Raw genomic sequence first — 26672 nt, 5'->3', positions numbered from 1 at the left:
AGGCGACGGTTGTTTCGTAGCCCGGATGAAATCCGGGGCCATGCCGGCGCAGGTTCCCGGAGTGCGTCCGGGCTATACGCAGGCCAATCGTCATTCAAAAAAAACCCGGCGGGGGAGCCGGGTGAAAAGCCAACACAAAAAAATTCCGGGAGAATTTTTTGACGTCGCTTGCGACGGCCCGGAGGGTTGCCGCCATGGATGGCAGGCAACAAAAAGCTGTGGCCGCCTCAGACGGCAGCCACCACACAGATTTCCACCAGCACTTCGGGCTTGTACATCTTCGCTTCGACGCAGGCGCGGGCCGGCGCATTGCCGTCGGCGACCCAGGCGTCGTACTCGGCGTTGAGGCCGTCGTAGTCGGCCATGTCCTTGAGGAAGATGGTCAGCGAGAGGATCTTGCTCTTGTCGCTGCCACCCTCGGCCAGCATCTTGTCGATGTTGGCCAGGGTCTGGCGGGTCTGCTCGCGGATATCACCGGCGAAGTCGTCAGCCAACTGGCCGGCGAGGTAAATCGTGCCGTTGTGGATCACCACTTCGCTGTAGCGTTTGGCCACATGCAGGCGCTGAATCGACATAAGGGTAAAGCTCCTTGAGTTGCGAAAGCGCGAAGGCTATCAGGTGCGCAGCGGCTGCGGTGCACCCTGCACTTCACGCGCCTTGCGCGAGTAACGCGAGATATCCAGGCCATCGGCACTGATCTGCGGACGCTTGTTGGCCATCAGGTCAGCGAGCAGACGACCGGAGCCGCAGGCCATGGTCCAGCCCAGGGTGCCGTGACCGGTGTTGAGGAACAGGTTGCGCAAGGCGGTACCACCCACGATCGGCGTGCCATCGGGCGTGGCCGGACGCAGACCGGTCCAGAAATCGGCGCGCTGCAGATCGCCGCCTTGCGGGTAGAGGTCGGAGGTGATCATCTCCAGGGTTTCACGACGACGCGGGTTGAGCGACAGGTCGAAACCGGCGATCTCGGCCATGCCGCCGACGCGGATGCGGCCATCGAAACGGGTGATGGCGACCTTGTAGGTCTCATCGAGAATGGTCGAGTTCGGCGCCATGTCCGCATTGGTGATCGGTACGGTCAGCGAATAACCCTTGAGCGGATACACCGGCGCACGCACGCCCAGCGGCTTGAGCAGTTGCGGGCTGTAGCTGCCGAGGGCGAGCACATAGCGGTCGGCGGTTTCCAGCTTGCCGTCGATCCACACGCCATTGATGCGGTCGCCCACGGCGTCCAGACGCTGGATGTTCTGGCCGAAACGGAACTCGACGCCGAGCGCCTTGGCCATGTCCGCCAGCCTGGTGGTGAACATCTGGCAGTCGCCGGTCTGATCGTTGGGCAGGCGCAGGGCGCCAGCCAGCTTATGCTTGACGCCAGCCAGGGCCGGTTCGACGCGGGCGATGCCGTCGCGGTCGAGCAGTTCGAACGGTACACCGGAAGCTTCCAGTACAGCGATGTCCTTGGCGGCAGCATCGACCTGGGCCTGGGTACGGAACAGCTGAGTGGTGCCGAGCTGGCGGCCTTCATAGGCGATGCCGGTTTCGGCACGCAGCTCATCGAGGCAATCGCGGCTGTACTCGGACAGGCGCACCATGCGCTCCTTGTTGATCGCATAGCGGCTGGCGGTGCAGTTGCGCAGCATCTGCGCCATCCACAGGTATTGGTCGACGTCACCGGTGGCCTTGATCGCCAGCGGAGCGTGTTTCTGCAGCAGCCACTTGATGGCCTTCAGCGGCACGCCCGGAGCGGCCCAGGGCGAAGCGTAGCCCGGAGAGACCTGGCCAGCGTTGGCGAAGCTGGTTTCCAGCGCCGGGCCATTCTGACGGTCGACCACCACCACCTCGAAGCCCTGACGGGCGAGGTAGTAAGCACTGGCGGTACCAATCACACCGCTGCCGAGAACCAGAACACGCATGTTTTTCTCCCCGCCGCGCCCAGAGCGCGTGCGTTACAGGCCATTGTTGTAGATGGGCGCAGTATAGGAAGAGCCGTGCAGTGCTTTTCACCATATACATAGCTATATTTGGCGAGAATTCTTGGCAAAAAGCCGTTTTACAGAGGCGGATTCCCCATGAGAACCCAGCATCAAAGCCGTCGTGAACTGGACAAGATTGACCGCAACATCCTGCGCATCCTGCAGGAGGACGGGCGCATCAGCTTCACCGAACTGGGCGAGCGCGTGGGGCTGTCGACCACGCCCTGCACCGAGCGCGTACGCCGCCTGGAGCGCGAAGGCATCATCATGGGCTACCACGCCCGCCTCAATCCGCAGCACCTCAAGGCCAACCTGCTGGTATTCGTCGAGATCAGCCTGGATTACAAGTCCGGCGACACCTTCGAGGAATTCCGCCGTGCGGTGCTCAAGCTGCCGCACGTGCTGGAGTGCCACCTGGTCTCCGGCGACTTCGACTACCTGGTGAAGGCGCGTATCAACGAGATGGCCAGCTACCGCAAGCTGCTCGGCGACATCCTGCTCAAGCTGCCGCACGTGCGTGAGTCGAAGAGCTATATCGTCATGGAAGAGGTGAAGGAGAGCCTGGCGCTGCCGGTGCCTGAATAACCTCCCACGCAATGGAAAACGCCCGCTGCACAGCGGGCGTTTGTTTTTCGGCTGGGGACAGGCTTACCAGAAGGTACCGCGCAGGGTCAGCATGTAGTTGCGTGGGTCGCCGTAGTAGTTGCCGTAGGTCGCGCCGCCAACCGTCTGGTAGTACTTCTTGTCGAGTAGGTTGTTGCCGTTGAGGGTCAGGTTCCAGTGCTCGTCGATGCGGTAGTCGACCATCGCGTTCCAGATCGCATAGCCACCCTGCCTGTATTCGAACGGGACATTGGCCTGCACTACAGCGCCCAGGCCGTCATGGGTCGACGCGCTACCACTGACGTAGGTGGCGCTCTGGATGTCCACACCGCCACCAACGCGCAAGTCCTCCCACCCACCCGGCAGGCGGTAGGTGGTGAACAGCTTGGCCACATGCTTGGGCGTGACGGTGCTCAGCGCCGAGCCCGTGTCGCGGTTCTTGTTGAGGTTGAGGGTGTAGCTGGCCATCAGCATCCAATCGCGCAGCAGCTCGCCGGAAATCTCCATGTCGATGCCCTTGCTGATGGTTTCACCACCATTCAGGTAGCAGCAGTTGCCACCGAAGAGCACCTGGGTAGCCGGGTAGTTCGCATCCTGCACGGACTGGTTTTCGCGCTTGGTGTAGTACAGCGCGATGCTGGTGTTGACCGCGCCGCCGAAGAGTTCACCCTTGATCCCCGTCTCGTAGGTCTTGCCGGTCATCGGATCGAGCGGAGAACCGGCGCTGGCCGGGCCGCTGAGCAGGTTCTGTTGCGGCTTGAAGATCTCGGCGTAGCTGGCGTACGCGGCCCACTCGTCGGTCAGGTCGTAGACGATACCGCCGAAGGGCGTGACCTTGGTCGGCTCATGCATGTCCACGCGCGATTGCTGGGCCCAGACCGTCCCGGTGGCGTCGGCGACCTGATAGGTCTGGTCGAACTTGTAGCGCTGCACGCGCGCCCCAAGGATCAGGTGCAGCGGCTCGGCCAACTGCAGGCGCAGGTTCGAATACAGGCCGTATTGCTCCTGGCTGTTGGGGCTGTAGTTACGGCTGAATACCGGCCGAGCACCTGGATCGTCCCAGGGCGTCGAGTTCGGGTCGAACACGTTGACCGCACCACCGGCGGTGGTGAAGCGGCCGGTACCCAACCAGCGGCTGTCGATCTCCTGATAGTCCGCACCGACGACCAGCTTATGGTCGAGGCCGAACAGGCTGAAGTTGCCGGAGAGATTGGCATCCCAGAGGTTCTGCTCGCTCCACTGGGTAATATAGGTGCCATAGCGAGTCACGCCGACGCCAGTGACTGGGTTGACCGAACCCAGGGTGGTGGCGTTCTGGGTGTCGATGGTGTCGTAGATGTTGGTGTAGCTGAGATTGAGCTTCCAGTCGTCGTTCAGGCGATGGTCGAGCTTGGCGAAGTACTCGCGGGAAAAGCCGTCGGCATAGGCCCAGGTGGTGGACAGGCCGGTGTGACGCGGCAGGCCCAGGTCGGCACCATTGCTGTAACGCGGCAGTTGCGAAGCGGTGCCGGTCTCGTGCACCTCGTTGAAGCGCAGACCGGCGGTGAGCAGGGTGTCGTCGCTGACATCCGCCTCCAGCACCCCATAAACCAGCGGCTTGTCAGTCGCACGGTTGTCGACGAAGTACTGACGGTCCTGATAAGCCATCACCATGCGCCCACGCAGCCTACCGTCGAACCCTAGCGGGCCGGTCACATCCAGCTCGCTGCGGTAGTTGTCCCAGCTGCCGGCCGAGGCGCTGAACTTGAGCTGGTAGGTATCCAGCGGGCGCTTGCGTACCAGATTGATGATGCCGCCGGGGTCGCCGGTGCCACCGAATAGCGCGCTGCTGCCGCGCAGCACCTCCACATGGTCGAACTCGGCCAGGTCGTAGATATTCGACGAGTAGAAACTACCGGCAGTGGTTCCAAGGGCCATTGGCGCGGCACCGTCGAGCTGGATGTTCTGGATGGGAAAGCCGCGCGAGTAGAAATCCTGGATACGGAAGGTGTTGCTCTGCACCGTAATGCCCGGCACCGCCTTCATGGCCTCGTTGATGTCGGTGATCTGGCGATCCTCGATGACCTGGCGAGTGATCACCGATACCGATTGCGGGGTCTCCTTCAGCGACGTGGGACTCTTCGAGCCAACGCTGATAAGGCCGGGCGTGTAGGAACCCGTGTTTTCGGTGGTTTCGCCCATGCCTTGTCCCTGGATGGTGATCACCCCCAGATTAAGCACGGCGCCGCTCGCTACCGGGGCAGCAATCACGAAGCTGCCGTCACTGGTTTGCTGCACCGTCAGATCAGAGCCCTGCAGCAGGTGCTCAAGCGCCTGCTGCACAGTCATCTCGCCCGTCACCGCCGGAGCACTCAGGCCCTCGGCGATATCGGTGGCGAACAGGATGCGGCTATCCGTCTGCCCGGCCAGCGCATTGAGGGCCTGATCCAGCGGCTGCGCCGGCAGGTTTAGCGCATGCGTGGTGTCCTGCGCGTGCAGCGTCGTGGCCAGCATGATGCCGGCGGCCAACAGTGAAAGACGGCTCAGCCGCGAGCGGCGCGATGGTGTTCTAGTGTCCATGAAGCTCCCCGTGACACGATCAGAAATGGCGTTCACAGGGAGTGGCGGATGAGAGGTCATGGATGTTGAGGGCGAATGCAAAAAATTCTCGTTTATTTTTCGGCGCTCGCTCGACCGCCTCCGGCGAGCACCCGTGACTCACGCTCAGCGTCCGCTGATCACCACGCTGCCATCCCCGCCGCGAACCATGAGTACCGGCAGGATGGCCGGCAGCAGGTCAATCAGTTCTTCGATGGCGGCGCTGTCGAACTCGCCGGATACGCGCAATTCGCCGAGGCGCGGATCGGCCAGGCGCACCGGTGCCTGACGGTAGCGCTGGATGTCGACGATCACCTCACGCAGCGGCGTGCCGTCGAAACGCAGCTTGCCCTGCTGCCAGGCGGTGACGCGCACCCTGTCGACCACACCACCGGCACCGATCCGCCCATCTGTGGCCAGCACCTGCTGCCCGTTGTACAGACGCTGCGGCGGCGACTGCGTGCTGGACACCTCGACCTCGCCTTCGAGCACCGCAACCGCCACACCGCGTGCGTCACTGCGTACATTGAACACCGTACCGATGTCGAGCACGGCCACACCCTGGCTGCGTACGATGAAAGGGCTGTCGGCATGTTCGACAGTGAAGGTGGCCTCGCCGGCCAGCAGTTCGATCTGCCGGCTGCGCAGGCGCCGCTCGACGCGCAAGTGAGTGGCACTGTTGAGCAGTACCTGGCTGCCATCGGCCAGCGTCAGGCTGTCACGCTGGCCAACCGCGGTACGCACTTCCTCGCTGTGCCAGGCCGGATCGGCCATCCACAGGGCAACAGCCATCAGCAGTACCGACAGCCCGCCACCGAGCACCTGCTTGCGCCGCCGCTGCCGCGCCGTCTGTGCCTTGCCCTCTGCCAGCAGCGCCTCGCGGGACGGCACCCGATCACGCAGGGCGTGCTCGAACGTCGACAGCGGGTCGGCACCGGTGCCGCGTCGAGGATCATCGGGGCGCTCCAGCATTTCAGTAGCGTCCCGCCAGCGCTCGCCGCGCCGGCTCCCAGTCGCTGGCGATGCTGCGCATGGCACGGGAGAAATGCTGGGTCACCATGTTGGTGGAAATGCCCAGCTCGTCGGCGATCTCACGCTGCTGCATGCCATGGATGCGATGCAACAGGAATACCTGGCGGGCGCGTGCCGGCAAAGCATCGATGATTGCCAGCAGGGCTTCGAGCTGTTGTTCAAAGTCCAACGCGACGGCGCCATCGAGTTCGTGTATGTGCCAGTCCGGCACCTCGGCAGTCACTTCGAAGTAGGCGTTGCGGGTGTTATCAGCACGACGGCGGTCGATGGCGCGATTGAACGAGGCGCGACGCAGAAAAGCAAAAGGCAGGCTGACCGGCTGCTGAGGGGGTTTTTCCAGCAATTGCACGCAGACGTCGTGTACCACTTCACGGGCAAACTGAGAGCCCTGGAAACGTCGCCGGAGGTACTCCACCAGATCGTCGTAATGCAGCGCGAGCGCGCCGATCAGCTCGACGCCGGGGGAGGTCTTGGTCATGGCGGGGGAAGGCGGCTAACTGATAGTGAGTCGCATTATACAGACGCTTCGATAAATCCACTACACCAGCCTCTGCCGCGTCGTGGCGATCAGGCGATGCACCTGACGCTCGACTGCCGGCTCGATGGGCTGCTCCGGGCCACGCCCATGCGGGCAAGGCAGGTTCGGCGTGGTACCGAACAGGCGGCAGATCAGCGGGCGCTGGTCATACACCTCGCAGCCGTTCGGCCCCAGGTGCACGCAGTTGTATTCGGCCAGCGCCGCGTCATGTTCGGCGTCGCTCTTGACCGGCAGGCGCGCCAGCTCCTCGGACGACGCCGTGACCGGCCCGCAGCAGTCGTGGCAACCGGGCACGCAGTCGAAGCGCGGGATCTGGCGGCGCAGGTGGGCGATCTTGCGGTCGGTGCAGCTCATGCTCGGGCGCCTTGAAATGAAGGGAGCAGTTTACAGCGCCCGTAGGCCGAGCGTAGCCCGGATGCAATCCGGCAACCGCTGCGCTCAACCTGGGCAGGCCCGGGATACCCAGCGGAGAATCGCGCTTTTTTCCGCTGACCTCTTGGCGTCGGACGGATCACGCGCTTATGCTGCGTTGAATTTTCCACACAACAAAATCAGGATTCCGCACATGAACGCCCGCGTTCACCAGCCCGTCCACAGCCCGCAGCATGCCGCTTCCTATTACGCCGCCAGCGTCAATCGCCAGCAGGCCTACCCGCCACTGGGCGGTGAGCTGCAGGTGGACGTGTGCATCGTCGGTGGCGGTTTCAGCGGCCTGAACACCGCGATCGAGCTGGCCCAGAAAGGCCTGTCGGTGGCGCTGCTGGAGGCGCGCAAGATCGGCTGGGGCGCCAGCGGCCGCAACGGCGGACAACTGATTCGCGGTGTTGGCCATGATGTCGAACAGTTCGAATCAGCGGTCGGCAAGGACGGCGTGCGTCAGTTCAAGCTGATGGGCCTGGAGGCGGTGGAGATCGTGCGCAGCCGCGTCGAGCAGTTCCAGATCGACTGCGACCTGACCTGGGGCTACTGCGACCTGGCCAACAAACCGGCGCACATGGAGGGCTTCGCCGAAGACAAGGCCGAGCTGGAAAGCCTCGGCTATCGTCACGAACTGCGCATGGTGTCGAAGGAGCGCATCCATGAGGTGGTGGGCTCCGACAACTATCACGGCGCCATGATCGACATGGGCTCGGGCCACCTGCACCCGCTCAACCTGGCGCTTGGCGAAGCCGCTGCCGCCCAGTCGCTCGGTGTGCAGCTGTTCGAAGACTCGCCGGTGACGCGCATCGACTACGGCAGCGAGGTGCGCGTGCACACCGCCAATGGCCAGGTGCGCGCCAAGTACCTGGTGCTGGCCTGCAATGCCTACATCAACGGCCTCAACCCGACCCTGAGCGGCAAGGTGCTACCGGCCGGCAGCTATATCATCGCCACCGAACAGCTCTCCGAAGAGCAGGCGCGCCAGCTGATCCCGCAGAACATGGCGCTGTGCGACCAGCGCGTGACCGTCGACTATTACCGACTCTCCGCCGACCGTCGCCTGCTGTTCGGCGGTGCCTGCCACTATTCGGGACGTGATCCGGCCGATATCGCCGGCTACATGAAGCCGAAGATGCTCAAGGTGTTCCCGCAACTGGCCGACGTGCGCATCGACTACCAGTGGGGCGGGATGATCGGCATCGGCGCCAACCGCCTGCCGCAAATCGGCCGACTCAAGGATCAGCCCAACGTCTTCCACGCTCAGGCCTACGCCGGCCACGGCGTCAACGCCACGCACCTGGCCGGCAAGCTGCTCGCCGAGGCCATCGCCGGCCAGGAAAGCCGCGGCTTCGACCTGTTCGCCCAGGTGCCACACATGACCTTTCCCGGCGGCAAGCACCTGCGCTCGCCGCTGCTGGCCATGGGCATGGCCTGGCATCGGCTGAAAGAGCTGCTGTAGGGTTCGCGGCTGAAGCCGCTCCTACGGCAGCGAAGGCGCCGAGATTGCATCCGGGCTACAGCTTCCAGAACGGCAGATTCGCCTCGCGCTCGGCCTGGGCGCGGCTGAGGCCGATATCGCGCAGTTGCTGGTCGTTGAGCTTGAGCAGCACGCGGCGGGTGTTCAGACGCCGCCAGAAGGCCGGCCAGTCGCGGCCGAAATAGCGAATCTCGCCCTCGTGCGTCGCCATCCGCACGGCCTCACCCACTGCTAAGAAATCTGTATTGCTGAACCCGGTCATGGCTGTTCTCCCGTCGTCTTCTGTCATGGGAGATCAGAATGCCGTCAGCAGAAAAGTCATGACAGATCCAAAAAACTCTTATTAACTCCATACAGATTCCGTCGACTTTCCCCTGAATGGGAGTTTTCGCGCCGATCTGTACTGGTTTCAGTTCATTCCCCGCACAAGCCGGACGACTGCCATGACGCTCTATCTGAATCTGGCCGAGCTGCTCGGCACCCGCATCGAGCAGGGGCTGTACCGCCCCGGCGACCGCCTGCCGTCAGTACGCAGCCTGAGCCAGGAGCATGGCGTCAGCCTCAGCACGGTGCAGCAGGCTTACCGTCATCTCGAAGACATGGGCCTGGCTTCGCCGCGCCCCAAGTCAGGCTACTTCGTACCGCTGGGACGGCAAATGCCCGCGCTGCCGCAGATCAGCCGCACGGCGCAGAGGCCGGTGGAGGTTTCGCAGTGGGATCACGTGCTGGAGCTGATCAGCAGTTCACCCCAGCACGACATGCTGCAACTTGGCCGTGGCCGCCCGGATATCAGCAGCCCGACGCTCAAGCCGCTGCTGCGCAACCTGTCGCGCCAGGCGCGTCGGCAGGACCCGGACGTGCTCACCTATGGCGGCATTCGCGGTGACGTCCGCCTGCGCGAACAGATCGCCCGAATGATGCTCGACTCCGGCTGCCAGCTGGAGGCCGAAGATCTGGTGGTCACCACCGGTTGCCACGAGGCGCTGTCGGCGGCGGTGCGCGCCATCTGCCAGCCCGGCGACATCGTCGCGGTCGACTCGCCGAGCTTCCACGGCGTGATGCAGGCGCTCAAGGGCTTCGGCATGAAGGCGCTGGAGCTACCCACCGACCCGCTCACCGGAATCAACCTCGACGCCCTGGAAATGGCCCTGGAACAGTGGCCGATCAAGGCCATCCAGCTCACGCCGAACTGCAACAACCCGCTCGGCTACATCATGCCCGACGCCAACAAGCGCGCGCTGGTGGCGCTGGCGCAGCGCTTCGACGTGGCCATCATCGAGGACGACGTCTACGCCGACCTCGCCTACAGCTACCCACGCCCGCGCAGCATCAAGTCCTTCGATGAGGACGGCCGCGTCTTGTTCTGCAGCTCCTTCTCCAAGACCCTGGCACCGGGCCTGCGCGTCGGCTGGATCGCCCCCGGGCGCTACCTGGAGCAGGTGGTGCACATGAAGTACCTGGGCACCGGCAGCACCGCGCAGTTGCCGCAACTGGCCCTGGCCGAGTTCCTCAAGGACGGGCACTACGAACCGCATCTGCGTCGCATGCGTACGCAGTACCTGCGCAGTCGCGACCTGATGGTGGATTGGGTCAGCCGTTATTTCCCGGCCGGCACCCGGGTCAGCCGCCCGCAGGGCAGCTTCATGCTCTGGGTGGAGATGCCCCAGGGCTTCGACAGCCAGAAGCTCAACCGCGCCCTGCTGCCGCACAAGATCCAGATCGCACCGGGCAGCATCTTCTCGGCGGCGGGCAAGTACCGTAACTGCATCCGCCTCAACTACGCCGAACCGCCGAGCGACGTGATCGAGGCGGCGGTGAAGCAGATCGGCGCAACCATCGCCGAGTTGATCGAAGACGCCGACCTGCAGCATACCCAGGCGCCTGGGCAATGACGCTGAAGCGGCTCAGGAACGCGCCACGCTCGCCGTTTCCATCTCGCTGAAGGCGCCACGCCGGCTGGCGAGGATGATGAACACGAAGGCGCCGGTGGCCATCAGCAACGGCAGCGCATGGCCGCTCAGCCACTGGCTGACGGCGCCGGTGGTGAGTGGCCCGATCAGACAGCCCAGACCCCACAGCTGAGCGACATGGGCATTGGCGCGCACCAGTTCGTCGTCACGATAACGCTCGCCGATCATGATCAGCGACAGGGTGAACAGGCCGCCGGCGCTGGCACCGAAGGCCACCAGCACTGGCCAGATCATCGAGGTATGCAGCAACGGCGCAATCGCCAGGCTGGACACCAGCAGCACGATACCGCAGCCACGGAACAGCAACTGCCGCGACATGCGGTCGGCCAGCCAGCCGATGGGCAGTTGCAGCACCGCATCGCCCACCACCACGACGCTGACCATCAACAGCGCCACCTCCTGGGTGAAGCCCTGGCGCAGGCCGTAGATCGGCAGCAGGGTCAGCATCATCGCTTCGAAGGCAGCGAACAGCATCACCGCCCAGGCAATCGCCGGCAGCTTGCGGCAGAACACCAGCAGGCCGCGCCCCGAAGCGCTGTGCGCATCCACCCTGGGTGCCCCGGTGCGCCCGAGCAGCATCAGCGAACCGCCGATCAGCAGGCAAACGCCCGTCCAGAAACCGGCATCGGTGGCCGTGCCAAGCGCCGTCAACAGCAACGGGCCGCTGAGCTGACTGAGGGCATAACCGGTGCCGTACAACGCCACCAGGCGACCACGCCACTTCTCCACCGCCAGCTGGTTGATCCAGCTTTCGCCGAGGATGAACACCACGGTCAGGGCCACGCCGATGAACAGGCGCAGGCCGACCCAGACCGCGTAGTTCTGCACCAGCGCCAGCCCCGCCACCGATACCGCGCCCAGCAGCAAGCACAACTGCATCAGCCCGGTGGTGCCGAAGCGTGCGGCCAGACGGCCAGCCAGCGAAGCGCCGAGCAGCACACCGACGGCCGGAGTCGCCGCCATCACACCGATAGCGAAGGCGTCGTAGCCCCAGCTCTCCAGGCGCAGCGAAACCAGCGGCATGGTCACGCCGAGTGCCAGCCCGATGCTGATGACCGCCGCACAGACGGCGAAATAGGTACCCCAACGCATTGGCGAATTCCTTGGCTGACGAGCCACTGCAATGACAACGGCCGGGTTCCTCGGGAACCCGGCCGCAAGTGGAGTGTTTTAAAACAGATCTTCGCCCGGAACCAACTTCGATAAAGATCTCCTGGGCTAAGGCCAGAACCAACGACCAGCGGGAGTAACAGCCACAGGCTGGCCCGAAGGGTGAGCGCCAGCGAATAAGGCGCCCCGCAGCTTTCAAGCGCAGCGTACTGCAGTACGTGAGCATTGAAAGCGAGGACCCAACGCCGTATGGCCGACGACCAGGAGATCGCCCTGGTGCCGCTACAGCTTGATCCAGGTGGACTTCAGCTCGGTGTACTTGTCGAATGCGTGCAGCGACTTGTCGCGGCCGTTGCCGGACTGCTTGAAGCCGCCGAACGGCGCCGTCATGTCGCCGCCGTCGTACTGGTTGATCCACACGCTGCCGGCGCGCAATGCCTTGCCGACCAGATGGGCGCGCGACAGGTTGCTGGTCCATACCGCTGCGGCCAGGCCGTAGACGGTGTCGTTGGCGATGGCGATGGCTTCGTCCTGATCGTCGAAACCGATCACCGACAGCACCGGGCCGAAGATCTCTTCCTTGGCGATGCGCATGGCGTTGTTGACGCCGTCGAAGATGGTCGGCTCGACGTAGGTGCCGCCGGTTTCTTCCATCACCCGCTTGCCGCCGGCCACCAGCTTGGCGCCATCGTCATGGCCGGCCTGGATGTAGCTCAGCACGTTATTCATCTGCGTGGTATCGACCAGCGCGCCGACGTTGGTCGCCGGGTCCAGCGGGTTGCCCGGTTTCCAGGCCTTGATGGCCTCGACCACCATGGGCACGAAGGTGTCCTTGATGGAATTCTCAACCAGCAGGCGCGAACCGGCGGTGCAGACTTCGCCCTGGTTGAAGGCGATGGCGCTGGCAGCGGCCTCGGCAGCGGCCTGCAGGTCCGGCGCGTCAGCGAAGACGATGTTCGGGCTCTTGCCGCCGGCTTCCAGCCAGACACGCTTCATGTTCGACTCGCCAGCGTAGATCATCAGCTGCTTGGCGATCTTGGTCGAACCGGTGAACACCAGGGTGTCGACGTCCATGTGCAGGGCCAGAGCCTTGCCCACGGTGTGGCCAAAACCTGGCAGCACGTTGAACACGCCCGCAGGAATGCCGGCCTCGATGGCCAGCTGGGCGATGCGGATACCGGTCAGCGGCGACTTCTCGGACGGTTTGAGGATGATCGAGTTACCGGTGGACAGCGCCGGGCCAAGCTTCCAGCAGGTCATCAGCAGCGGGAAGTTCCACGGCACGATGGCGGCGACCACGCCAACCGGTTCGCGGGTGACCAGGCCCAGCTCGTCATGGGCGGTGGCGGCGACTTCGTCATAGATCTTGTCGATGGCCTCGCCGCTCCAGCGGATGGCATTGGCGGCGCTACCGACGTCGATGCTCAGCGAGTCGCTGATCGGCTTGCCCATGTCGAGGGTTTCCAGCAGTGCCAGCTCCTGGCCATGCTCTTCGATCAGCTCGGCGAAACGGATCATCACCTTCTTGCGCTTGGCCGGGGCCATACGTGACCACACGCCGGATTCGAAGGTGGCGCGGGCATCCTTGACCGCCACTTCGGCGTCGGCCTGGTCACAGCTGGCCACCATGCCGAGCAGGCGGCCATCGACCGGGCTGATGCATTCGAAGGTGGCGCCAGACTCGGCGGCGCGGTAATCACCATGCACGAATGCGCGAGTTTCGATGGTCAGGGTCTTGGCACGCTGTTCCCAGTCGGCACGAGTCAGGCTAGTCATTCCGGCATCCTCTCAATGGGTGGAAGCGGCGTCCGCGAGGGCGCGCACTGTCAATAATTCTGCAAGGCCAGATCGCTGGCCAAATCCTGTTCGACACACTAAACCAGAGGGCTGTGGCTTTTCAATATTTTTGACACAGCCCGGCAAAAGCCCTTGTTATGTTCGTTTTTTTAAACATAGACTGCTGCCACGACTTTCCGCGAAGGCCACGCTGGTCGCGCGGTTGCCGCCACCGACACAACGGAACAGCCAGATGAACATCGATCAGATCGTCGACTTCGCCCAGGCCGGCACGGCCGCCGAGCACTATCGCCCCGCACCGGAAAAAGTGCTCAAGGGCGACCCCGAGCAGAGCGTGCGCAACCACTACAGCAGCCCCTGCGGCCAATTCAGCACCGGCATCTGGGAAGGCGCCGTGGGCCAGTGGACGGTGAGCTACAGCGAGCACGAGTACTGCGAGATTCTCCAGGGCGTTTCCGTGCTACGTGATGCCGATGGCAATGCCAAGACCGTACGCGCTGGCGACCGCTTCGTGATTCCCGCCGGTTTTTCCGGCACCTGGGAAGTGCTCGAAGCCTGCCGCAAGGTCTACGTGATCTTCGAACCCAAGTAAGTACCTGACTGGAAAACGCCAGACAGGTTCCCGCCCCTGAATCCTGTTGTTGCTTGTCACCCTTTGGCCCGCCTGATGCGGGCCTTTTTCTGTTCGCTGCACAGCCGGCATGACGCGTCTGATGCATCGGTAATGCCGCTGCGCAAGGCGCCGCCACGAAACGCCCGGCAAAAAAAGACCCGCACGCAGGCGGGTCTTGGTCACGGCGGGCACGCACCAGGCGTGCCCTGATCCTGGGCTCAGGCCAGCTCGTCGAAGCACTCGGCGACGATGGCGATGCCTTTTTCCAGTTGCGCGTCAGGGATGGTGACGGGCATCAGGAAGCGGATGACGTTGTAGTAGGTACCGCACGACAGCAGGATCAGGCCCTTGTCGCGAGCACGGGCGACGATCTTGCCGACCAGTTCGGCCGCCGGCTTGCTGTGATCACCGCCCTCGAACAGCTCGATGGCGACCATCGAACCCAGGCCGCGCACGTCACCGATCACCTTGTGTTTCTCGGCGATGGTCTTCAGGCCCACCTTGAGCTTCTCGCCCACGGCGTTGGAACGCTCCAGCAGCTTCTCTTCGTCGAACACTTTGAGCACAGCCAGGGCCGCAGCGCAGGCGATCGGGCTGCCGGCGTAGGTGCCGCCCAGGCCACCGGGGGCGATGGTGTCCATGATCTCGGCCTTGCCGCACACGCCGGAGATCGGGAAGCCGCCGCCGACGGACTTGGCGAAGGTGGTCAGGTCCGGCACCACACCCAGTTGCTCGGTGGCGAAGAAGGTGCCGGTACGGCCCGCGCCGGTCTGCACTTCATCAGCGATCAGGAGGATGCCGTGCTGATCGCACAGAGCACGCAGACGCTGCATGAAGGCCGGCGAGTTGACGTAGAAACCACCCTCGCCCTGCACCGGCTCGATGATGATGGCGGCGATGTCCTGCGGCTGCGCGTCGTTCTTGAAGATGCGCTCGATGCTGGCGATGGACTCGTCCTCGCTCACACCATGCAGCGGGCACGGCGCCTGGGCGCGGTACACACCAGCGGGCATCAGCCCCATGCCAGCGGAGTACGGCACGACCTTGCCGGTCAGCGACAGGGTCATCATGGTGCGACCGTGGTAGGCGCCGGTGAAGGCGATCACGCCGGCGCGGCCGGTGGCGGCACGGGCGATCTTCACGGCGTTCTCCACGGCTTCGGAGCCGGAGGTCACCAGCAGGGTCTTCTTGGCGAAGTTGCCCGGCACGCGCTTGGCGATCTCTTCGCACAGCTCGATGTAGGGCTCGTACGCCAGCACCTGGAAGCAGGTGTGGGTCAGCTTGGTCAGTTGCTCCTGAACGGCAGCGATCACCTTCGGGTGCAGGTGGCCAGTGTTCAGCACGGCGATACCACCGGCGAAGTCGATGTACTCGCGGCCTTCGACGTCCCATACGGTGGCGTTCTCGGCGCGCTCGGCGACGATCGGGTGGATCTGGCCGACGCCGCGCGGTACGGCGGCGGCACGGCGTTGCAGCAGGGATTCGTTGGTCTTGCTCATGGTGTCCTCATGGCCGTCATCGGGCGGCTCGGTTGCAAGGAAATGCCCCTGGAGGTGGTTCGCCGCAGCATACGATGATCGACTGCGTCGGGCCGCCGGAGGCGGGGGAAATTCTGGCTCGCTACAACCGCGCAAGGCGCGTCGCGAGCGATGGCCGGGCTAGGCGGCGCAAGCGGGAAAAGCGGAGTTGGCTGTAGCCAATGAGCATTTTCCCGTTTGCGCCAACGACGTCCGGCCGAGTGCAGCAGCGACTAGATGCCGCCCAGGCACATGTACTTGATCTCGAGATAGTCCTCGATCCCGTACTTGGACCCTTCGCGGCCCAGGCCGGACGCTTTCACACCGCCGAACGGCGCGACTTCGTTGGAGATCAGGCCGGTGTTGATGCCCACCATGCCATACTCCAGCGCCTCGGCCACGCGGAACACGCGGCCCAGGTCGCGGGCATAGAAGTAGGACGCCAGACCGAACTCGGTGTCGTTGGCCATGGCGATCACCTCGGCCTCGTCCTTGAAGCGGAACAGCGGCGCCAGCGGACCGAAGGTCTCTTCCTTGGCCACGGCGGCGGTTTTCGGCACGTCGAGCAGAATGGTCGGTTCGAAGAAGGTGCCACCCAGGGCATGCGGCTTGCCGCCCAGGGCCAGCTTGGCGCCTTTGCCCACGGCGTCCTCGATGTGCTCCTGAACCTTGGCCACGGCCTTCTCGTCGATCAGCGGGCCGGTGGTGGTGCCGTCTTCCAGACCGTTACCGATCTTCAGTTTGCCCACGGCGGCGATCAGCTTCTCGGCGAAGGCATCGTAGACGCCGTCCTGCACATAGATGCGGTTGGCGCAGACGCAGGTCTGACCGTTGTTGCGGTACTTGGAGATCAGCGCGCCTTCGACGGCAGCGTCCAGGTCGGCGTCATCGAAGACGATGAACGGCGCGTTACCGCCCAGTTCCAGCGACACCTTCTTGATGTCCTGGGCGCATTCGGCCATCAGCTGACGACCGATCTCGGTCGAGCCGGTGAAAGAGAGCTTGCGCACGACGGGGTTGCTGGTCAGCTCGCCACCCACTTCGCCGGCGCTGCCGGTGACCACGCTGAGCACGCCTTTCGGGATGCCGGCACGCTCGGCCAGCTCGACCAGGGCCAGGGCGGAGAACGGGGTCTGCGAGGCCGGCTTGATCACCATGGTGCAACCGGCGGCCAGAGCCGGGCCGGCCTTGCGGGTGATCATCGCAGCGGGGAAGTTCCACGGAGTGATGGCTGCGGTGACGCCGATCGGCTGCTTGATCACGATCAGGCGCTTGTCCGGCTGGTGGCCCGGGATCACGTCACCGTAGACGCGCTTGGCTTCTTCGGCGAACCACTCGATAAAGGAGGCAGCGTAGGCGATCTCGCCCTTGGCTTCGGCCAGTGGCTTGCCCTGCTCCTGGGTCATCAGGCGGCCGAGGTCATCCTGATTTTCCATCAGCAGCTCGAACCAGCGACGCAGCTTGTTCGCACGCTCCTTGGCGGTCAGCGCACGCCAGGTCGGCAGCGCCTTCTCGGCGGCCTCGATGGCGCGGCGGGTTTCCGCGCGGCCCATCTTCGGAACGTGGCCGATGATCTCGCCAGTAGCCGGGTTGTTCACGGCAATGGTCTGACCGCTGTCGGCGTCCAACCACTGGCCATCGATATAAGCCTGTTGGCGCAGCAGCTGGGGGTCTTTCAGTTGCATGGCAGTCTCCTTCAGTTCCGACACCCGGGCGTCGGCGTAAGTCGTTGGAGTCACGGGCAGAGCCCGCAGGCCGAAATCGAGCCGTGCGGGGCCTGGTAATGGATTCAGAGCCGTTGAACGCGCGAGGGTTCGGAATGACCGAACACGCCGTTTGAAATCTCAAACGAATCCTAGGATCGGCAGGGGTAAAGGGCAATAGGTGGCCGGGTAAAATCCGTAAAATAATGGCAGAAACTTCTGAAAGGCAGGTGCTGGCGGCCAAAAAGTGTAAAGTCCGTTCTGAATAATGCACACTCATGCAGAATGGACGCTAACCGCCGAGATGCGTATGATTGCGCCCCGCAACGCACTCGTAGCTCAGCTGGATAGAGTACTGCCCTCCGAAGGCAATACTCGTCGAGTTGAGAAGGGTGTCAGCTAATGGTCAAATAGACCGCCGCAACACATATGCACCAGTAGCTCAGCTGGATAGAGTACCGCCCTCCGAAGGCGGGGGTCGTGGGTTCGAATCCCGCCTGGTGCGCCATATCTATTTGATTTATTGGGCTTTTTTACAGAGGCCCGATTCTTCACTCCGCACCAACCAATCCTAGCGCCGAAGCTAATTCTGGCGACGTTCGCAACAGGCAATGAGTACTGCCCAAACGGCCCTTTTGAGGTTGGTTTTCGGGCTGTGCCGATTCTGTGCCTAAACCGTGCCACACGGCCTGTTCACTTCCCGCGCCTCTGCGGCTGCGCGAGTACTAGCTCGCCGCCCACCAGCCGCATAGCAGCATCGGTCATCGCCAACTAACCAAAAAACCTGTCTATGCAGCGGCTGGCAGCAGCATCAAGCAGTGCTCTGGTGTTACATTTTGTGGAGTACCTCACGGAAGGCTTTAGCAGACAAAGGAGTAGCCGTGGCGCGTCCCCTTCGCAAGATCAAACTTGATGGAACGCTGTATCAGCGGCGTCCGGCCGTCGAAGCCGAAATTCATGATTTGACGGCCGTTAGCCCCTCCGAACTTGAGCGCAGAGCGTCCATTTGCTCCCGCACCTCCCCCGGCTTTGTCTCACCGGAAGTGTTGGTGCACTTTGTCCGGAACGTGGGAGCCGGGATGCATCGCGAAAGGCTAACTGAGCTTCTACTCCAGCGCGTTTACCTTCTCCTGCCTCGCGCCGAGAATGCAGGCGAGGCCACAGCCTCACTTACCAAGACAAACATCCGAGATGATGTCGTCGACCATTTCGTTGACCTGCTGCTCAGCGATCGAGCGTCCTATGACGACCGCTTGGATTACTACGAGATAAACTTTAACTCGGCCATCGCCAAAGACCGAAAGGATGCCAGTGATCGCCATTGGAAGCGTGATAGCCAGAGTGAAGAGCTGGGCAAGGATGAGGATGGTGCTTACAACGCCCTGGACGAGGCAATTGGTGGCTACGACCCTTTTGACCCCCGCGAGCTCGACGAAAAATTTTACCGGCTACGGCTCGACGAAGAGATTGATAGTCTGCCTGAACTCCAAAGAAGAATCGTCGAAATGTGGCGCCAAGAGATTCCCATCGACTCGCAAGACCCCTCTGTCGTGACCATAAGCAAAGCACTGGGCAAGAGCGAGAAAACCATCCGTACGCACCGCGACAAGGCCTTTGCGACTCTGCGACTGCGTCTTGAACGCAAGGGGGGACTGTGATGACTAAGCGTTCGCCAATTTCTAGCGAAGACGTCATGAACGCTTTCGCGATGGATTTCGAGCCAGGGTCCGAGGTCCTCAAAAAGTATCTTGCCGACTATCCCCAGTTCGCTGCCGGCCTTGTCGATCTCGCCAGAGAGCTTTCCCGGCAAGTCGACGAGGACCTTCCGCTCAGCGCACAAGAGCTTGCCGCCGTGAGCGCTAAAATGGGCCGGCTCCGCGAGTCCGTAGTCACGGTGGAAATCCTGCAGGCCGCCTCGCCAAGGACCTTCGCTGCAGCAGCCAAAGCTCTCGGATTACCCATGCAGGTCGGCGTCGCCATTCGCGAGCGACGAATAGATGTTGCGACGTTGCCAAGCCGGTTCCTCGAGCGCTTAGCTAACGCTCTACAAACATCAGTCTCTGTTGTTCAGTCGTTTCTCCTCTTGCCTGCGCAGGCATCAGCGCTTCGTGCAAACAAGTCGGATGACAAGCCAGCCCCGGCCGAGAAAGTCCCGCTTGAACGCCTTTTAAGAGAGGCGGGAATGGATGAGGAACGCATTTCACGACTGCTCCACGACGATGACTGACCATGGACCAACTAGAACTCGCTCGTCAGCACGCGAAGCGCTTGCATCATGAAGCAGTCGAACACGGCAGCGATCCTTGGTCTCCTTATCAGTTCGCCGAATACATAGCGGAGAAGCTGGGCATCACGGTTGAAAGGTGCCTCCCTGGCGCTTCAATCCTGGACGGGGCGCGCGCAACGTTTGATGCCGCCTTGCAGCTGATTGTTCATGAGGACTTAGGAACACCGTTCGAGCAAGCCTTTCTCGTCGCCCATGAAATCGGACACGCCGAGCTAGGCGATGGTAAGGAAGAGGGGGAGTCAGCATTTCAGATTGATCCAGCGCGAACCTCTGAGGCTGCGCCAGTTGGCATGGAGCGCGTGGTCGATTACAGCCGACGGCAGCGCCGAGAAGTCCAGATGGACCTCTTCGCGAGAGAGTTGCTGCTGCCACGGTCGCGAGTCTTCGACTTGCACGTCACTCAAGGCCAGACCTGCTCGGAGATTGCAAATCGGTTGGGTGCACCCTTCGAGGTCGTCGCACAGCAGATGCTTGATGCACTTTTGCTCCCTCCTGTGTCAGTAGTTGCTGCAGAAGCGCCTGTCGAAATCCCACTCAACGAGAAGCAACAAACAGCAGCCAACCATCGCGGGGCCGCGTTCCTTCTCCAAGCTGGACCAGGCACTGGGAAGACCCGCACGCTGGTGGCGCGAGTTGAGAGCTTGTTGGATGAGGGGGTAGATCCAAGACGTATCCTTCTCTTGACCTTCTCGAACAAGGCCGCTGCGGAGATGTCCGAGCGGATCGCGCTGAAGCGGCCAGCGGAAGCTGCAGCTCTCTGCATTGGGACCTTCCATAGCTTTGGCCTGGACATCCTCAGACGATTCAACGACCGATGTGGCCTTCCGGTCGACCCCCGCCTGATGGACCGAACCGAAGCAGTAGAACTGCTTGAAAACGAATTTCCTCGGCTAGGCCTGACCCACTATCGCAACCTTTATGATCCATCTCAGACGGCTGCTGAAATCCTGACCGCGATTTCACGCGCCAAGGATGAAGTTGTTGATGCGGCGGGCTATCTAGCGCTGGCCAATGCAATGGCTAACGCGGCGAGTAACCCGAACGAGGTGGAGGCTGCGGAGAAAGCGGCAGAAGTTGCCAAGGTCTACGCTCGCTATGAAGAGCTCAAAACACTCGCTCAGTGTGTCGACTTTGGCGACCTTGTTATGCGCCCGGTTCAACTACTGGAGAGCGATGAAGCCGTTCGCAGGCAGTTGCAGAGCGACTATGACCACATTCTGGTCGACGAGTATCAGGACGTGAACCACAGTAGCGTTCGGCTTCTTGCGACACTGAAGCCGTCAGGCAATAACCTCTGGGTGGTGGGGGACGCTAAGCAGTCGATCTATCGGTTCCGCGGCGCCTCTTCGTTCAACATGGCCCGCTTCGGTTGCCAAGATTTCGCTGGCGCGGTACGGGATAGCCTGAAAATCAACTACCGTTCCACCCCTGAAGTTGTCCATGCCTTTTCTGCTTTTGCTGCAGGTATGTCCGCAGCTGATGGAGAAGAGGCCCTTGAGGCGGATAGAGGTCCAAGCGGAAAGCCGCCCGAAATCATCACAGTGGACAACGCCTCCCTGCTGACCTCGGCCATCGCTGATGGCATTCAAGAGCTTCGTAAGTCGGGCTATCGGTATCGGGACCAGGCAGTCCTTTGCCGGGGCAACGATCGACTTTCGGACGTCGGACGTGAGCTCGAGCGTGCCGGCATTCCAGTGCTTTTCCTGGGCAGCCTGTTTGAGCGTCCGGAAGTAAAAGACCTCGTCGCGGTGCTATCGCTACTCGTGGATCGGCGCGCGATGGGGATGATCCGGACGGCTTGCTGGCCAGAATTCGCCATGAGCTTGGAGGACGCTGTTTGTGTCTTCGAGCATCTACGAGGTACCGACGCGGAACCTGGCGCTTGGCGACTTAGCATTCCAGCTGAACTGACACCTGCTGGTCAGACTGCTCTGTCTTCCCTAAATGCAGCTCTTGCAGGCTTCAACGCGACCTCCCAACCTTGGACCGTGCTGGCAACCCTTCTGCTCGACCGGACTAGACAGGCAGCCCGCATCGCGTCTTCCGCCAGCGTCTCGGACCAGGCCCAGGGCATCGCAATCTGGCAGTTCATGAACTTCGTTCGAGCGCAGCCGAACGGCCATGGTCTCCCGATCCAGCGGCTTTCTGATCGCGTGAGGAGACTGCTGCGCCTTCGGGACGATAGAGATTTGAGGCAGCTACCCACGGCAGCCCAGGGGATTGATGCGGTTCGCCTGATGACTATCCATGGCTCGAAAGGGTTGGAATTTCCAGCGGTTCACATTGCCGGCGTCAATAAGGACTCCATCCCAGGGGCGCTTCGGACATCAAAGTGTCCCCCACCCGCAGGCATGGTCGCAGGAGGTCAAGGGAGCGCAGAGGACATTGCACGGGCGGCCCACAACGAAGAGCAGGAGTGCTTGTTCTACGTCGCAATGTCCCGGGCGAAGACACGCCTGGCGTTTTACGGAGCGACCTCAACATCAAATGGGCGTGCCAGGCCGCTATCGCAGTTCCTGGATCGCATTGGTCCAGCTCAACGGCGCGCCGTCACGCCTACTACTGTATTACCTCCTGCCCCGGACGATACGCAAATACCAATCGTCTTCTCGGGAACCCCGCGGTTCAGCTCAGATGCGGTCGCGCTTTACGAATCGTGTGCACGGCGATTCCTCTACACACACTTGCTTCAGGTGGGTGGCCGGCGCGGCATGAGTTCATTTATGCATATGCATGAAGCGATACGTGAGGTCTACCGGAAGATCGTCGCGCAGGGCAGCTCTAGTGCTGAGTGGGAGGACCTGCTTTCTCAGGCCTTCGCGGCTCAGGGGCTTCATGAACATGGCTATTTCGATGACTACCGTGCGATAGCCTCCACCATGCTCCAATACTTCCTGGCATCGAGGGCTGGCGCGCAGGTTGAAGCTCCGACCCCGCTGCGAATTGTGCTAGACGGCCATGAGATCGAAGTAACACCGGATGATGTTCTCGTGAAAGACGGAAAGCGGGCCATACGTCGGGTGAGAACTGGCCATGCGCCCAGCCGTGACAGCAAGGACGTCGGTGCAGCTGCATTTGTACTAGCGGCCCAAGCGGAGTTCCCGGGTGCCGAGCTGGAACTGGTCTACCTAGCTGATGCTGAAAGCAAGCCGTTGAAACTCAGCCCCAAAGAGTTGAGCAATCGCCAAGAAAAATTGGGCGAGATTTTCCGCGGCATCCGAGGTGGCCAGTTCCGAACAAATACTTCGGACGCCACTTGCCCGAACTGCCCGGCCTTTTTCGTGTGTGGTGCAGTCCCCCCTGGAACCCTCTCAAAACAATTCTGAAAAAAGTTTACCGGCGGCAGTCGCTGGGTCCGATTAAAGAGTTGAAGGCAGAAAAAACTCTGTCGCAACACTTTAGAGGACCATATGAAAAACTCTCCGTTTGACGACGTTGGTGACGCGATCCGTGAGGATCGTCCACTGCGAGAGGCCGGCGCCTATCGCATCCGCTTCGGCTTGGAAGGACTGACCTTCCGCAACATCGACGTGCCTGACCCGGTACCCACCGGCCGGCAAATCCTGGATAGCGCGGGGCTCGATCGCCAAAGCGACTATCAACTCTATGCACTTCTCGCCTCGGGCGATTTTGAGGACGTTCGTCTCGACGAGACAGTGGATCTACGAGGCAAGGGTGCTGAGCGCTTCATTGCGTTCAAGTCCGACCGCGCCTTCAAGTTCTCCTTGAACGATCGCCAGATGGCCTGGGGGCAGCCGGAGCTGCTGGGCAGCGTTCTGTATGACCTAGCCGACGCCTCGCCCGAAGAGGCCATCTTCCTGGAAGTACGAGGCGGCGAAGACATCCTCATCGAGCCGGATGACAGGATCAATCTCGACAACCCTGGCATTGAGCGGTTTATCACCGCCCTAAAGCCGCAAAAGGGCTACGTCATCGTGGTCAATGCTGTCGAGGAGATTGTGCCGGACAAGCATGTCACCTTCGAGCAGGTGGTCAAGTTGTCCCATCCGAACGCGCCGGCAGAGACCAACGTCAAGTTCTCGATGACATACCGCAATGCTGCCTCGCACCCCCGCGCTGGTGAACTCGCTGAGGGTGGCTCCGTTGAAGTCAAAAAACAGGGGACAATTTTCAATGTCACACGAACTGTTCAGTCTTAATGCCGACCTGGCCCGGTTGCGTACGGAGGGCTACTTCGTTCGCATTCAGGGGAGTCTCCTAGTGATGCTGGAAGTGCCCTATGTCGACGCTCAATGTCGTGTGCGCACCGGCACGCTGGTGTCCAACCTTGACTTGGCTGGGGACCGGACGCGCAAGCCAGAGACACACGTAATCCACTGGGACGGCGACTTCCCCTGCAGCGCGAATGGGACGCCCTTGCCAGGCATCTCCCATGCGTCGCCCAACACCGACCTCGGTTACGGGCTCACCGCAAGGCACAGCTTCTCCAGTAAACCCAACCCGGATGGCTACCCGGACTACTACGCCAAGATGGCTACCTACGCGACCATCTTGGCCGGCCCGGCGGCCGTCTTGCAGCCCGGTATCAGCCCACGGCTGATCCGTGGCGCTGATGATGAGAATGAGCCCAGCGTCTTCAACTATCTCGATACAGCATCCAGCCGGGTAGGCCTGGGCGCGCTAGCTAGCAAACTGGAAGGTGAGGTGGTGGGCATCCTCGGCGCAGGTGGTACTGGTGGGTACATCCTCGATCTGGTCGCGAAAACGCCGGTGAGGGAAATCCGGCTCTTCGACGATGACGACTTTCTTTCCCATAACGCGTTCCGCGCGCCCGGGGCGCCATCGCTCGAGGAGTTGCGGGACGCCCCTAAAAAGGTGCACTACCTGAAGGGCATCTATGAACAGATGCATCGCGGGATCGTGGCTCACCCCGTGAAGATGAAAACGGAGACGCTGGGGCTGCTTGACGGCATCACGTTTGCGTTCATCAGCATGGACGCGGGCGAGGAAAAGCGCGCCGTGGTGGCGAAGCTCGAAGCACTTGGTGTGCCTTTCATCGACGTCGGGATGGGGCTTGAACTTAGCAACGGTAGCTTGGGCGGTATCCTGCGGGTGACGACGAGCACGCCGGCGAAACGCGAGCATGTCCACGCAGGGCGCATCTCTTTCGCTGGTGGCGGAGGCCAGGACGTGTACGCATCCAATATCCAGGTGGCCGACCTGAACGCGTTGAATGCTTGCCTCGCAGTAGTGAAGTGGAAAAAGCTCCGCGGCTTCTACCGCGACCTAGAGAGCGAGCATCACAGCACGTACACAACCGATGGGGGCATGTTGCTCAACGGAGACCAATCATGATGCGCCATCTGAGTCTGGAACATCGTTTTGTGCGAAACGTTCCACGCGAGTTGGAGCCTGGCATCTTGTACATCTCGATGGACTACGCAACCGCAGTGCACTCGTGCTGCTGCGGTTGCGGGGATCGCGTGGTAACCCCATTCACGCCGACCGACTGGCGGATGACGTTCGATGGTGAGTCCATCTCGCTTCAGCCCTCCGTAGGCAACTGGAATCAGAAGTGCCGGTCGCACTACGTGATCCAGCGGGGTCGAGTTTTGGAGGCGGGGCCATGGTCGCAAGGCCAGATAGAGGCGGAGCGTCTACGCGATAAGAAGGCCAAAGCTGCGCATTATGGCTCGCTGCATGAAGTGCGTCGTGAGTTACCCGGTTCCACTACTGGTGGCCAGAGTTCGACTGCGCACTCCCGTAGCATCTGGACTCGGCTTAAGGCCTGGCTCAGCCTTTGACCGCCGATCTTGACTGATGAAGCTCCACCGCCACCAACGGGACAAAAACAGATTTGAAAGAATGGCTGTTTCTGGCTGTGGATTTACCCAAAACAACTGGCAATTTTAAACTCGTGACTTATTGGAGCAATGCATGACCGGTTTCGGCGAGATCAACCGCCAGTTTTCTATGGAAGGGGCTACCCATCTCTACTCAAGCTCCCCGGCAATGCTTACGCCGGCGGATCTCTATCGTGTCAAAGACAATCCGACACACAAGGCCGCCCTTTTAGACTGCAACATCTATCTCATCGTCCGCCGCCAACGCATTTACTTGAAGCCCGACGGGTTCACCTTAAATGGCCGGATTATCACCGGAGATTTTTTGGTGATGCGAGAACAAGGTATGAGTGCAGTCCCCTTCGTGTATGAAATTAGCCCATCATCAGTGCCGGATGGCATAACCATTCAGGATGTCGCAGTAGCTCTTAATGGTACATCGTTGATTGCGCTGACTCCAAAGGGCAAGCACTTTATTGCGGTAAACGTCATTATCGCGGACGCTAAAAGTGAGCTGGAAATGCATGATACCGATCTGGAGGTACTCTATGTGGGACAGAGTATTGGACGAACCGGGTCGCGGACTGCTCTAGATCGCTTGCTTTCGCATAGCAAATTTCAGCAAATCCTCGCCGAAACCTCCACGCATTTCCCGGAGCGCGAGTTGCTTCTATTGCTGTATCGATTCGAGCACGGCAGGACGATCATTAGTAATGGAGGTGATTTTAATGTTGATGCCCAAGCCTCCGCCCAGCAGGATTCGGCTCATTTCGATCGCCTCCGAAGTGTTCGGTTGAGTCGTAAGGAAGTCGTGTCGCTAGCGGAGGCGGGACTGATCAACCACTTCAAGCCGTATTACAACTCCCTGCTTAAAGCGACGAATTTTACGACGAAGAATAAAATCAAGGTTTTAAAGCAACTGATGGGGAAGGGGATCACTGGGCTAGTGGTAGAGCTTTGCTCGGCCAATTTACGCTCTCGCATCGGCACGGTTCATGCTCTACCCGTGGACCTAACAGAGGTATTTCCAACAGAGGTTCTGGATGGACGCAATATTAAAGACCAAGAATTAAAGGAGAGGTGGCAGGAACAATTGAAAGAAATGGCTCATTCACATATCGCCAAGTTTTCGCTGACGAGTCCTCAAGAGCGAAACACGTTCCTGCATGGCACCATCTTCAGCAACCAAACTGAAGAGGCGCAATATTAGCCAAGCGTCTGATCGGGTGACTGATCGCAATGCGTATCCGA

Annotated in this window: 22 protein-coding genes and 1 tRNA gene; 12 read left to right on the top strand and 11 right to left on the bottom strand. The window is 61.5% G+C overall.

Annotated features, from left to right (window positions below; all coding sequences use genetic code 11):
* Window positions 1-227: 227 nt before the first annotated feature.
* Window positions 228-575 (bottom strand): RidA family protein, encoded by a 348-nt coding sequence (locus tag ACN0X6_RS03645; protein WP_417702187.1) that lies wholly within the window; start codon window positions 573-575, stop codon window positions 228-230.
* Window positions 576-614: 39 nt separating this feature from the next.
* Window positions 615-1913 (bottom strand): D-amino acid dehydrogenase, encoded by a 1299-nt coding sequence (gene dadA / locus ACN0X6_RS03640; RefSeq protein WP_417702185.1) that lies wholly within the window; start codon window positions 1911-1913, stop codon window positions 615-617.
* Window positions 1914-2069: 156 nt separating this feature from the next.
* Between dadA and dadR the strand changes: the two genes are divergently transcribed.
* A complete protein-coding gene (gene dadR, locus ACN0X6_RS03635) occupies window positions 2070-2558 on the top strand; it encodes a transcriptional regulator DadR (protein WP_013713454.1) in 489 nt (162 codons plus the stop codon).
* 63 nt (window positions 2559-2621) lie between these two features.
* Here the strand turns inward: dadR and ACN0X6_RS03630 are convergent, their stop codons facing one another.
* From ACN0X6_RS03630 to ACN0X6_RS03615, 4 genes are all read right to left on the bottom strand, one after another.
* Window positions 2622-5135 carry a TonB-dependent siderophore receptor gene (locus ACN0X6_RS03630; RefSeq protein ID WP_417702183.1) on the bottom strand — a complete coding sequence of 838 codons (2514 nt, stop codon included), beginning with the start codon at window positions 5133-5135 and terminating at the stop codon, window positions 2622-2624.
* 144 nt (window positions 5136-5279) lie between these two features.
* Window positions 5280-6125 carry a FecR family protein gene (locus ACN0X6_RS03625; RefSeq protein ID WP_417702182.1) on the bottom strand — a complete coding sequence of 282 codons (846 nt, stop codon included), beginning with the start codon at window positions 6123-6125 and terminating at the stop codon, window positions 5280-5282.
* A gap of 1 nt (window position 6126) precedes the next feature.
* Window positions 6127-6663, bottom strand: coding sequence for an RNA polymerase sigma factor (locus ACN0X6_RS03620; protein ID WP_417702180.1), 537 nt, complete (start codon window positions 6661-6663; stop codon window positions 6127-6129).
* Window positions 6664-6723: 60 nt separating this feature from the next.
* On the bottom strand, window positions 6724-7077 hold the full coding sequence (locus ACN0X6_RS03615) for a YkgJ family cysteine cluster protein (RefSeq protein WP_417702179.1): 354 nt from the start codon (window positions 7075-7077) through the stop codon (window positions 6724-6726).
* A 211-nt stretch (window positions 7078-7288) separates the two neighbouring features.
* On the opposite strand from ACN0X6_RS03615, the gene ACN0X6_RS03610 reads away from it, so the two are divergent.
* Window positions 7289-8602 (top strand): NAD(P)/FAD-dependent oxidoreductase, encoded by a 1314-nt coding sequence (locus ACN0X6_RS03610; protein WP_417702177.1) that lies wholly within the window; start codon window positions 7289-7291, stop codon window positions 8600-8602.
* Between the two features lie 55 nt (window positions 8603-8657).
* Here ACN0X6_RS03610 and ACN0X6_RS03605 read toward each other — a convergent pair whose 3' ends face one another.
* Window positions 8658-8882: a DUF1127 domain-containing protein gene (locus ACN0X6_RS03605; RefSeq protein WP_417702176.1), complete on the bottom strand. Its 225-nt coding sequence runs from the start codon at window positions 8880-8882 to the stop codon at window positions 8658-8660.
* Window positions 8883-9063: 181 nt separating this feature from the next.
* Here ACN0X6_RS03605 and ACN0X6_RS03600 point away from each other — a divergent pair, with 181 nt between their 5' ends.
* A complete protein-coding gene (locus ACN0X6_RS03600; protein ID WP_417702174.1) occupies window positions 9064-10512 on the top strand; it encodes a PLP-dependent aminotransferase family protein in 1449 nt (482 codons plus the stop codon).
* A 12-nt stretch (window positions 10513-10524) separates the two neighbouring features.
* On the opposite strand, the gene ACN0X6_RS03595 is transcribed toward ACN0X6_RS03600, so the two are convergent.
* Together ACN0X6_RS03595 and ACN0X6_RS03590 are read right to left on the bottom strand one after the other, a co-directional pair.
* Complete coding sequence (locus ACN0X6_RS03595; RefSeq protein WP_417702172.1) at window positions 10525-11682, bottom strand: MFS transporter; 1158 nt, start codon at window positions 11680-11682, stop codon at window positions 10525-10527.
* A 300-nt stretch (window positions 11683-11982) separates the two neighbouring features.
* Window positions 11983-13476, bottom strand: coding sequence for an aldehyde dehydrogenase (locus ACN0X6_RS03590; protein ID WP_417702170.1), 1494 nt, complete (start codon window positions 13474-13476; stop codon window positions 11983-11985).
* A 253-nt stretch (window positions 13477-13729) separates the two neighbouring features.
* Between ACN0X6_RS03590 and ACN0X6_RS03585 the strand changes: the two genes are divergently transcribed.
* Window positions 13730-14089 carry a cupin domain-containing protein gene (locus tag ACN0X6_RS03585; RefSeq protein ID WP_417702168.1) on the top strand — a complete coding sequence of 120 codons (360 nt, stop codon included), beginning with the start codon at window positions 13730-13732 and terminating at the stop codon, window positions 14087-14089.
* A 239-nt stretch (window positions 14090-14328) separates the two neighbouring features.
* On the opposite strand, the gene gabT is transcribed toward ACN0X6_RS03585, so the two are convergent.
* Both gabT and gabD read right to left on the bottom strand, forming a co-directional pair.
* Complete coding sequence (gabT, locus tag ACN0X6_RS03580) at window positions 14329-15609, bottom strand: 4-aminobutyrate--2-oxoglutarate transaminase (protein WP_417702166.1); 1281 nt, start codon at window positions 15607-15609, stop codon at window positions 14329-14331.
* 251 nt (window positions 15610-15860) lie between these two features.
* Complete coding sequence (gabD, locus tag ACN0X6_RS03575; RefSeq protein WP_417702164.1) at window positions 15861-17312, bottom strand: NADP-dependent succinate-semialdehyde dehydrogenase; 1452 nt, start codon at window positions 17310-17312, stop codon at window positions 15861-15863.
* A gap of 449 nt (window positions 17313-17761) precedes the next feature.
* Between gabD and ACN0X6_RS03570 the strand changes: the two genes are divergently transcribed.
* From ACN0X6_RS03570 to ACN0X6_RS03535, 8 genes are all read left to right on the top strand, one after another.
* Window positions 17762-17838 (top strand) — tRNA-Arg (locus ACN0X6_RS03570).
* Window positions 17839-18211: 373 nt separating this feature from the next.
* Window positions 18212-18988: an RNA polymerase sigma factor gene (locus ACN0X6_RS03565; protein ID WP_417702162.1), complete on the top strand. Its 777-nt coding sequence runs from the start codon at window positions 18212-18214 to the stop codon at window positions 18986-18988.
* Complete coding sequence (locus tag ACN0X6_RS03560; protein ID WP_294972084.1) at window positions 18988-19557, top strand: hypothetical protein; 570 nt, start codon at window positions 18988-18990, stop codon at window positions 19555-19557. Before ACN0X6_RS03565 ends, ACN0X6_RS03560 begins: the two co-directional genes overlap by 1 nt.
* A 2-nt stretch (window positions 19558-19559) precedes the next feature.
* The gene (locus ACN0X6_RS03555; RefSeq protein WP_417702160.1) at window positions 19560-22943 is read left to right on the top strand and encodes a UvrD-helicase domain-containing protein; all 3384 of its coding nucleotides are present in this window, start codon (window positions 19560-19562) and stop codon (window positions 22941-22943) included.
* 84 nt (window positions 22944-23027) lie between these two features.
* Window positions 23028-23777, top strand: coding sequence for a multiubiquitin domain-containing protein (locus tag ACN0X6_RS03550; RefSeq protein ID WP_417702158.1), 750 nt, complete (start codon window positions 23028-23030; stop codon window positions 23775-23777).
* Window positions 23752-24933 carry a ThiF family adenylyltransferase gene (locus tag ACN0X6_RS03545; RefSeq protein WP_417702156.1) on the top strand — a complete coding sequence of 394 codons (1182 nt, stop codon included), beginning with the start codon at window positions 23752-23754 and terminating at the stop codon, window positions 24931-24933. The genes ACN0X6_RS03550 and ACN0X6_RS03545 overlap by 26 nt, the downstream gene beginning before the upstream one ends.
* Entirely contained in the window at window positions 24930-25382 is a 453-nt protein-coding gene (locus ACN0X6_RS03540; RefSeq protein ID WP_073662248.1) for a DUF6527 family protein, read from the top strand. Before ACN0X6_RS03545 ends, ACN0X6_RS03540 begins: the two co-directional genes overlap by 4 nt.
* Before the next feature lie 133 nt (window positions 25383-25515).
* Complete coding sequence (locus tag ACN0X6_RS03535) at window positions 25516-26631, top strand: hypothetical protein (RefSeq protein ID WP_417702154.1); 1116 nt, start codon at window positions 25516-25518, stop codon at window positions 26629-26631.
* Window positions 26632-26672 lie beyond the last annotated feature (41 nt).

Source organism: Pseudomonas sp., from assembly GCF_048269965.1.
GTDB lineage: Bacteria > Pseudomonadota > Gammaproteobacteria > Pseudomonadales > Pseudomonadaceae > Aquipseudomonas.
The sequence above is the reverse complement of the archived record's forward strand: the minus strand, read 5'-3'. Positions and strand labels throughout refer to the sequence as shown.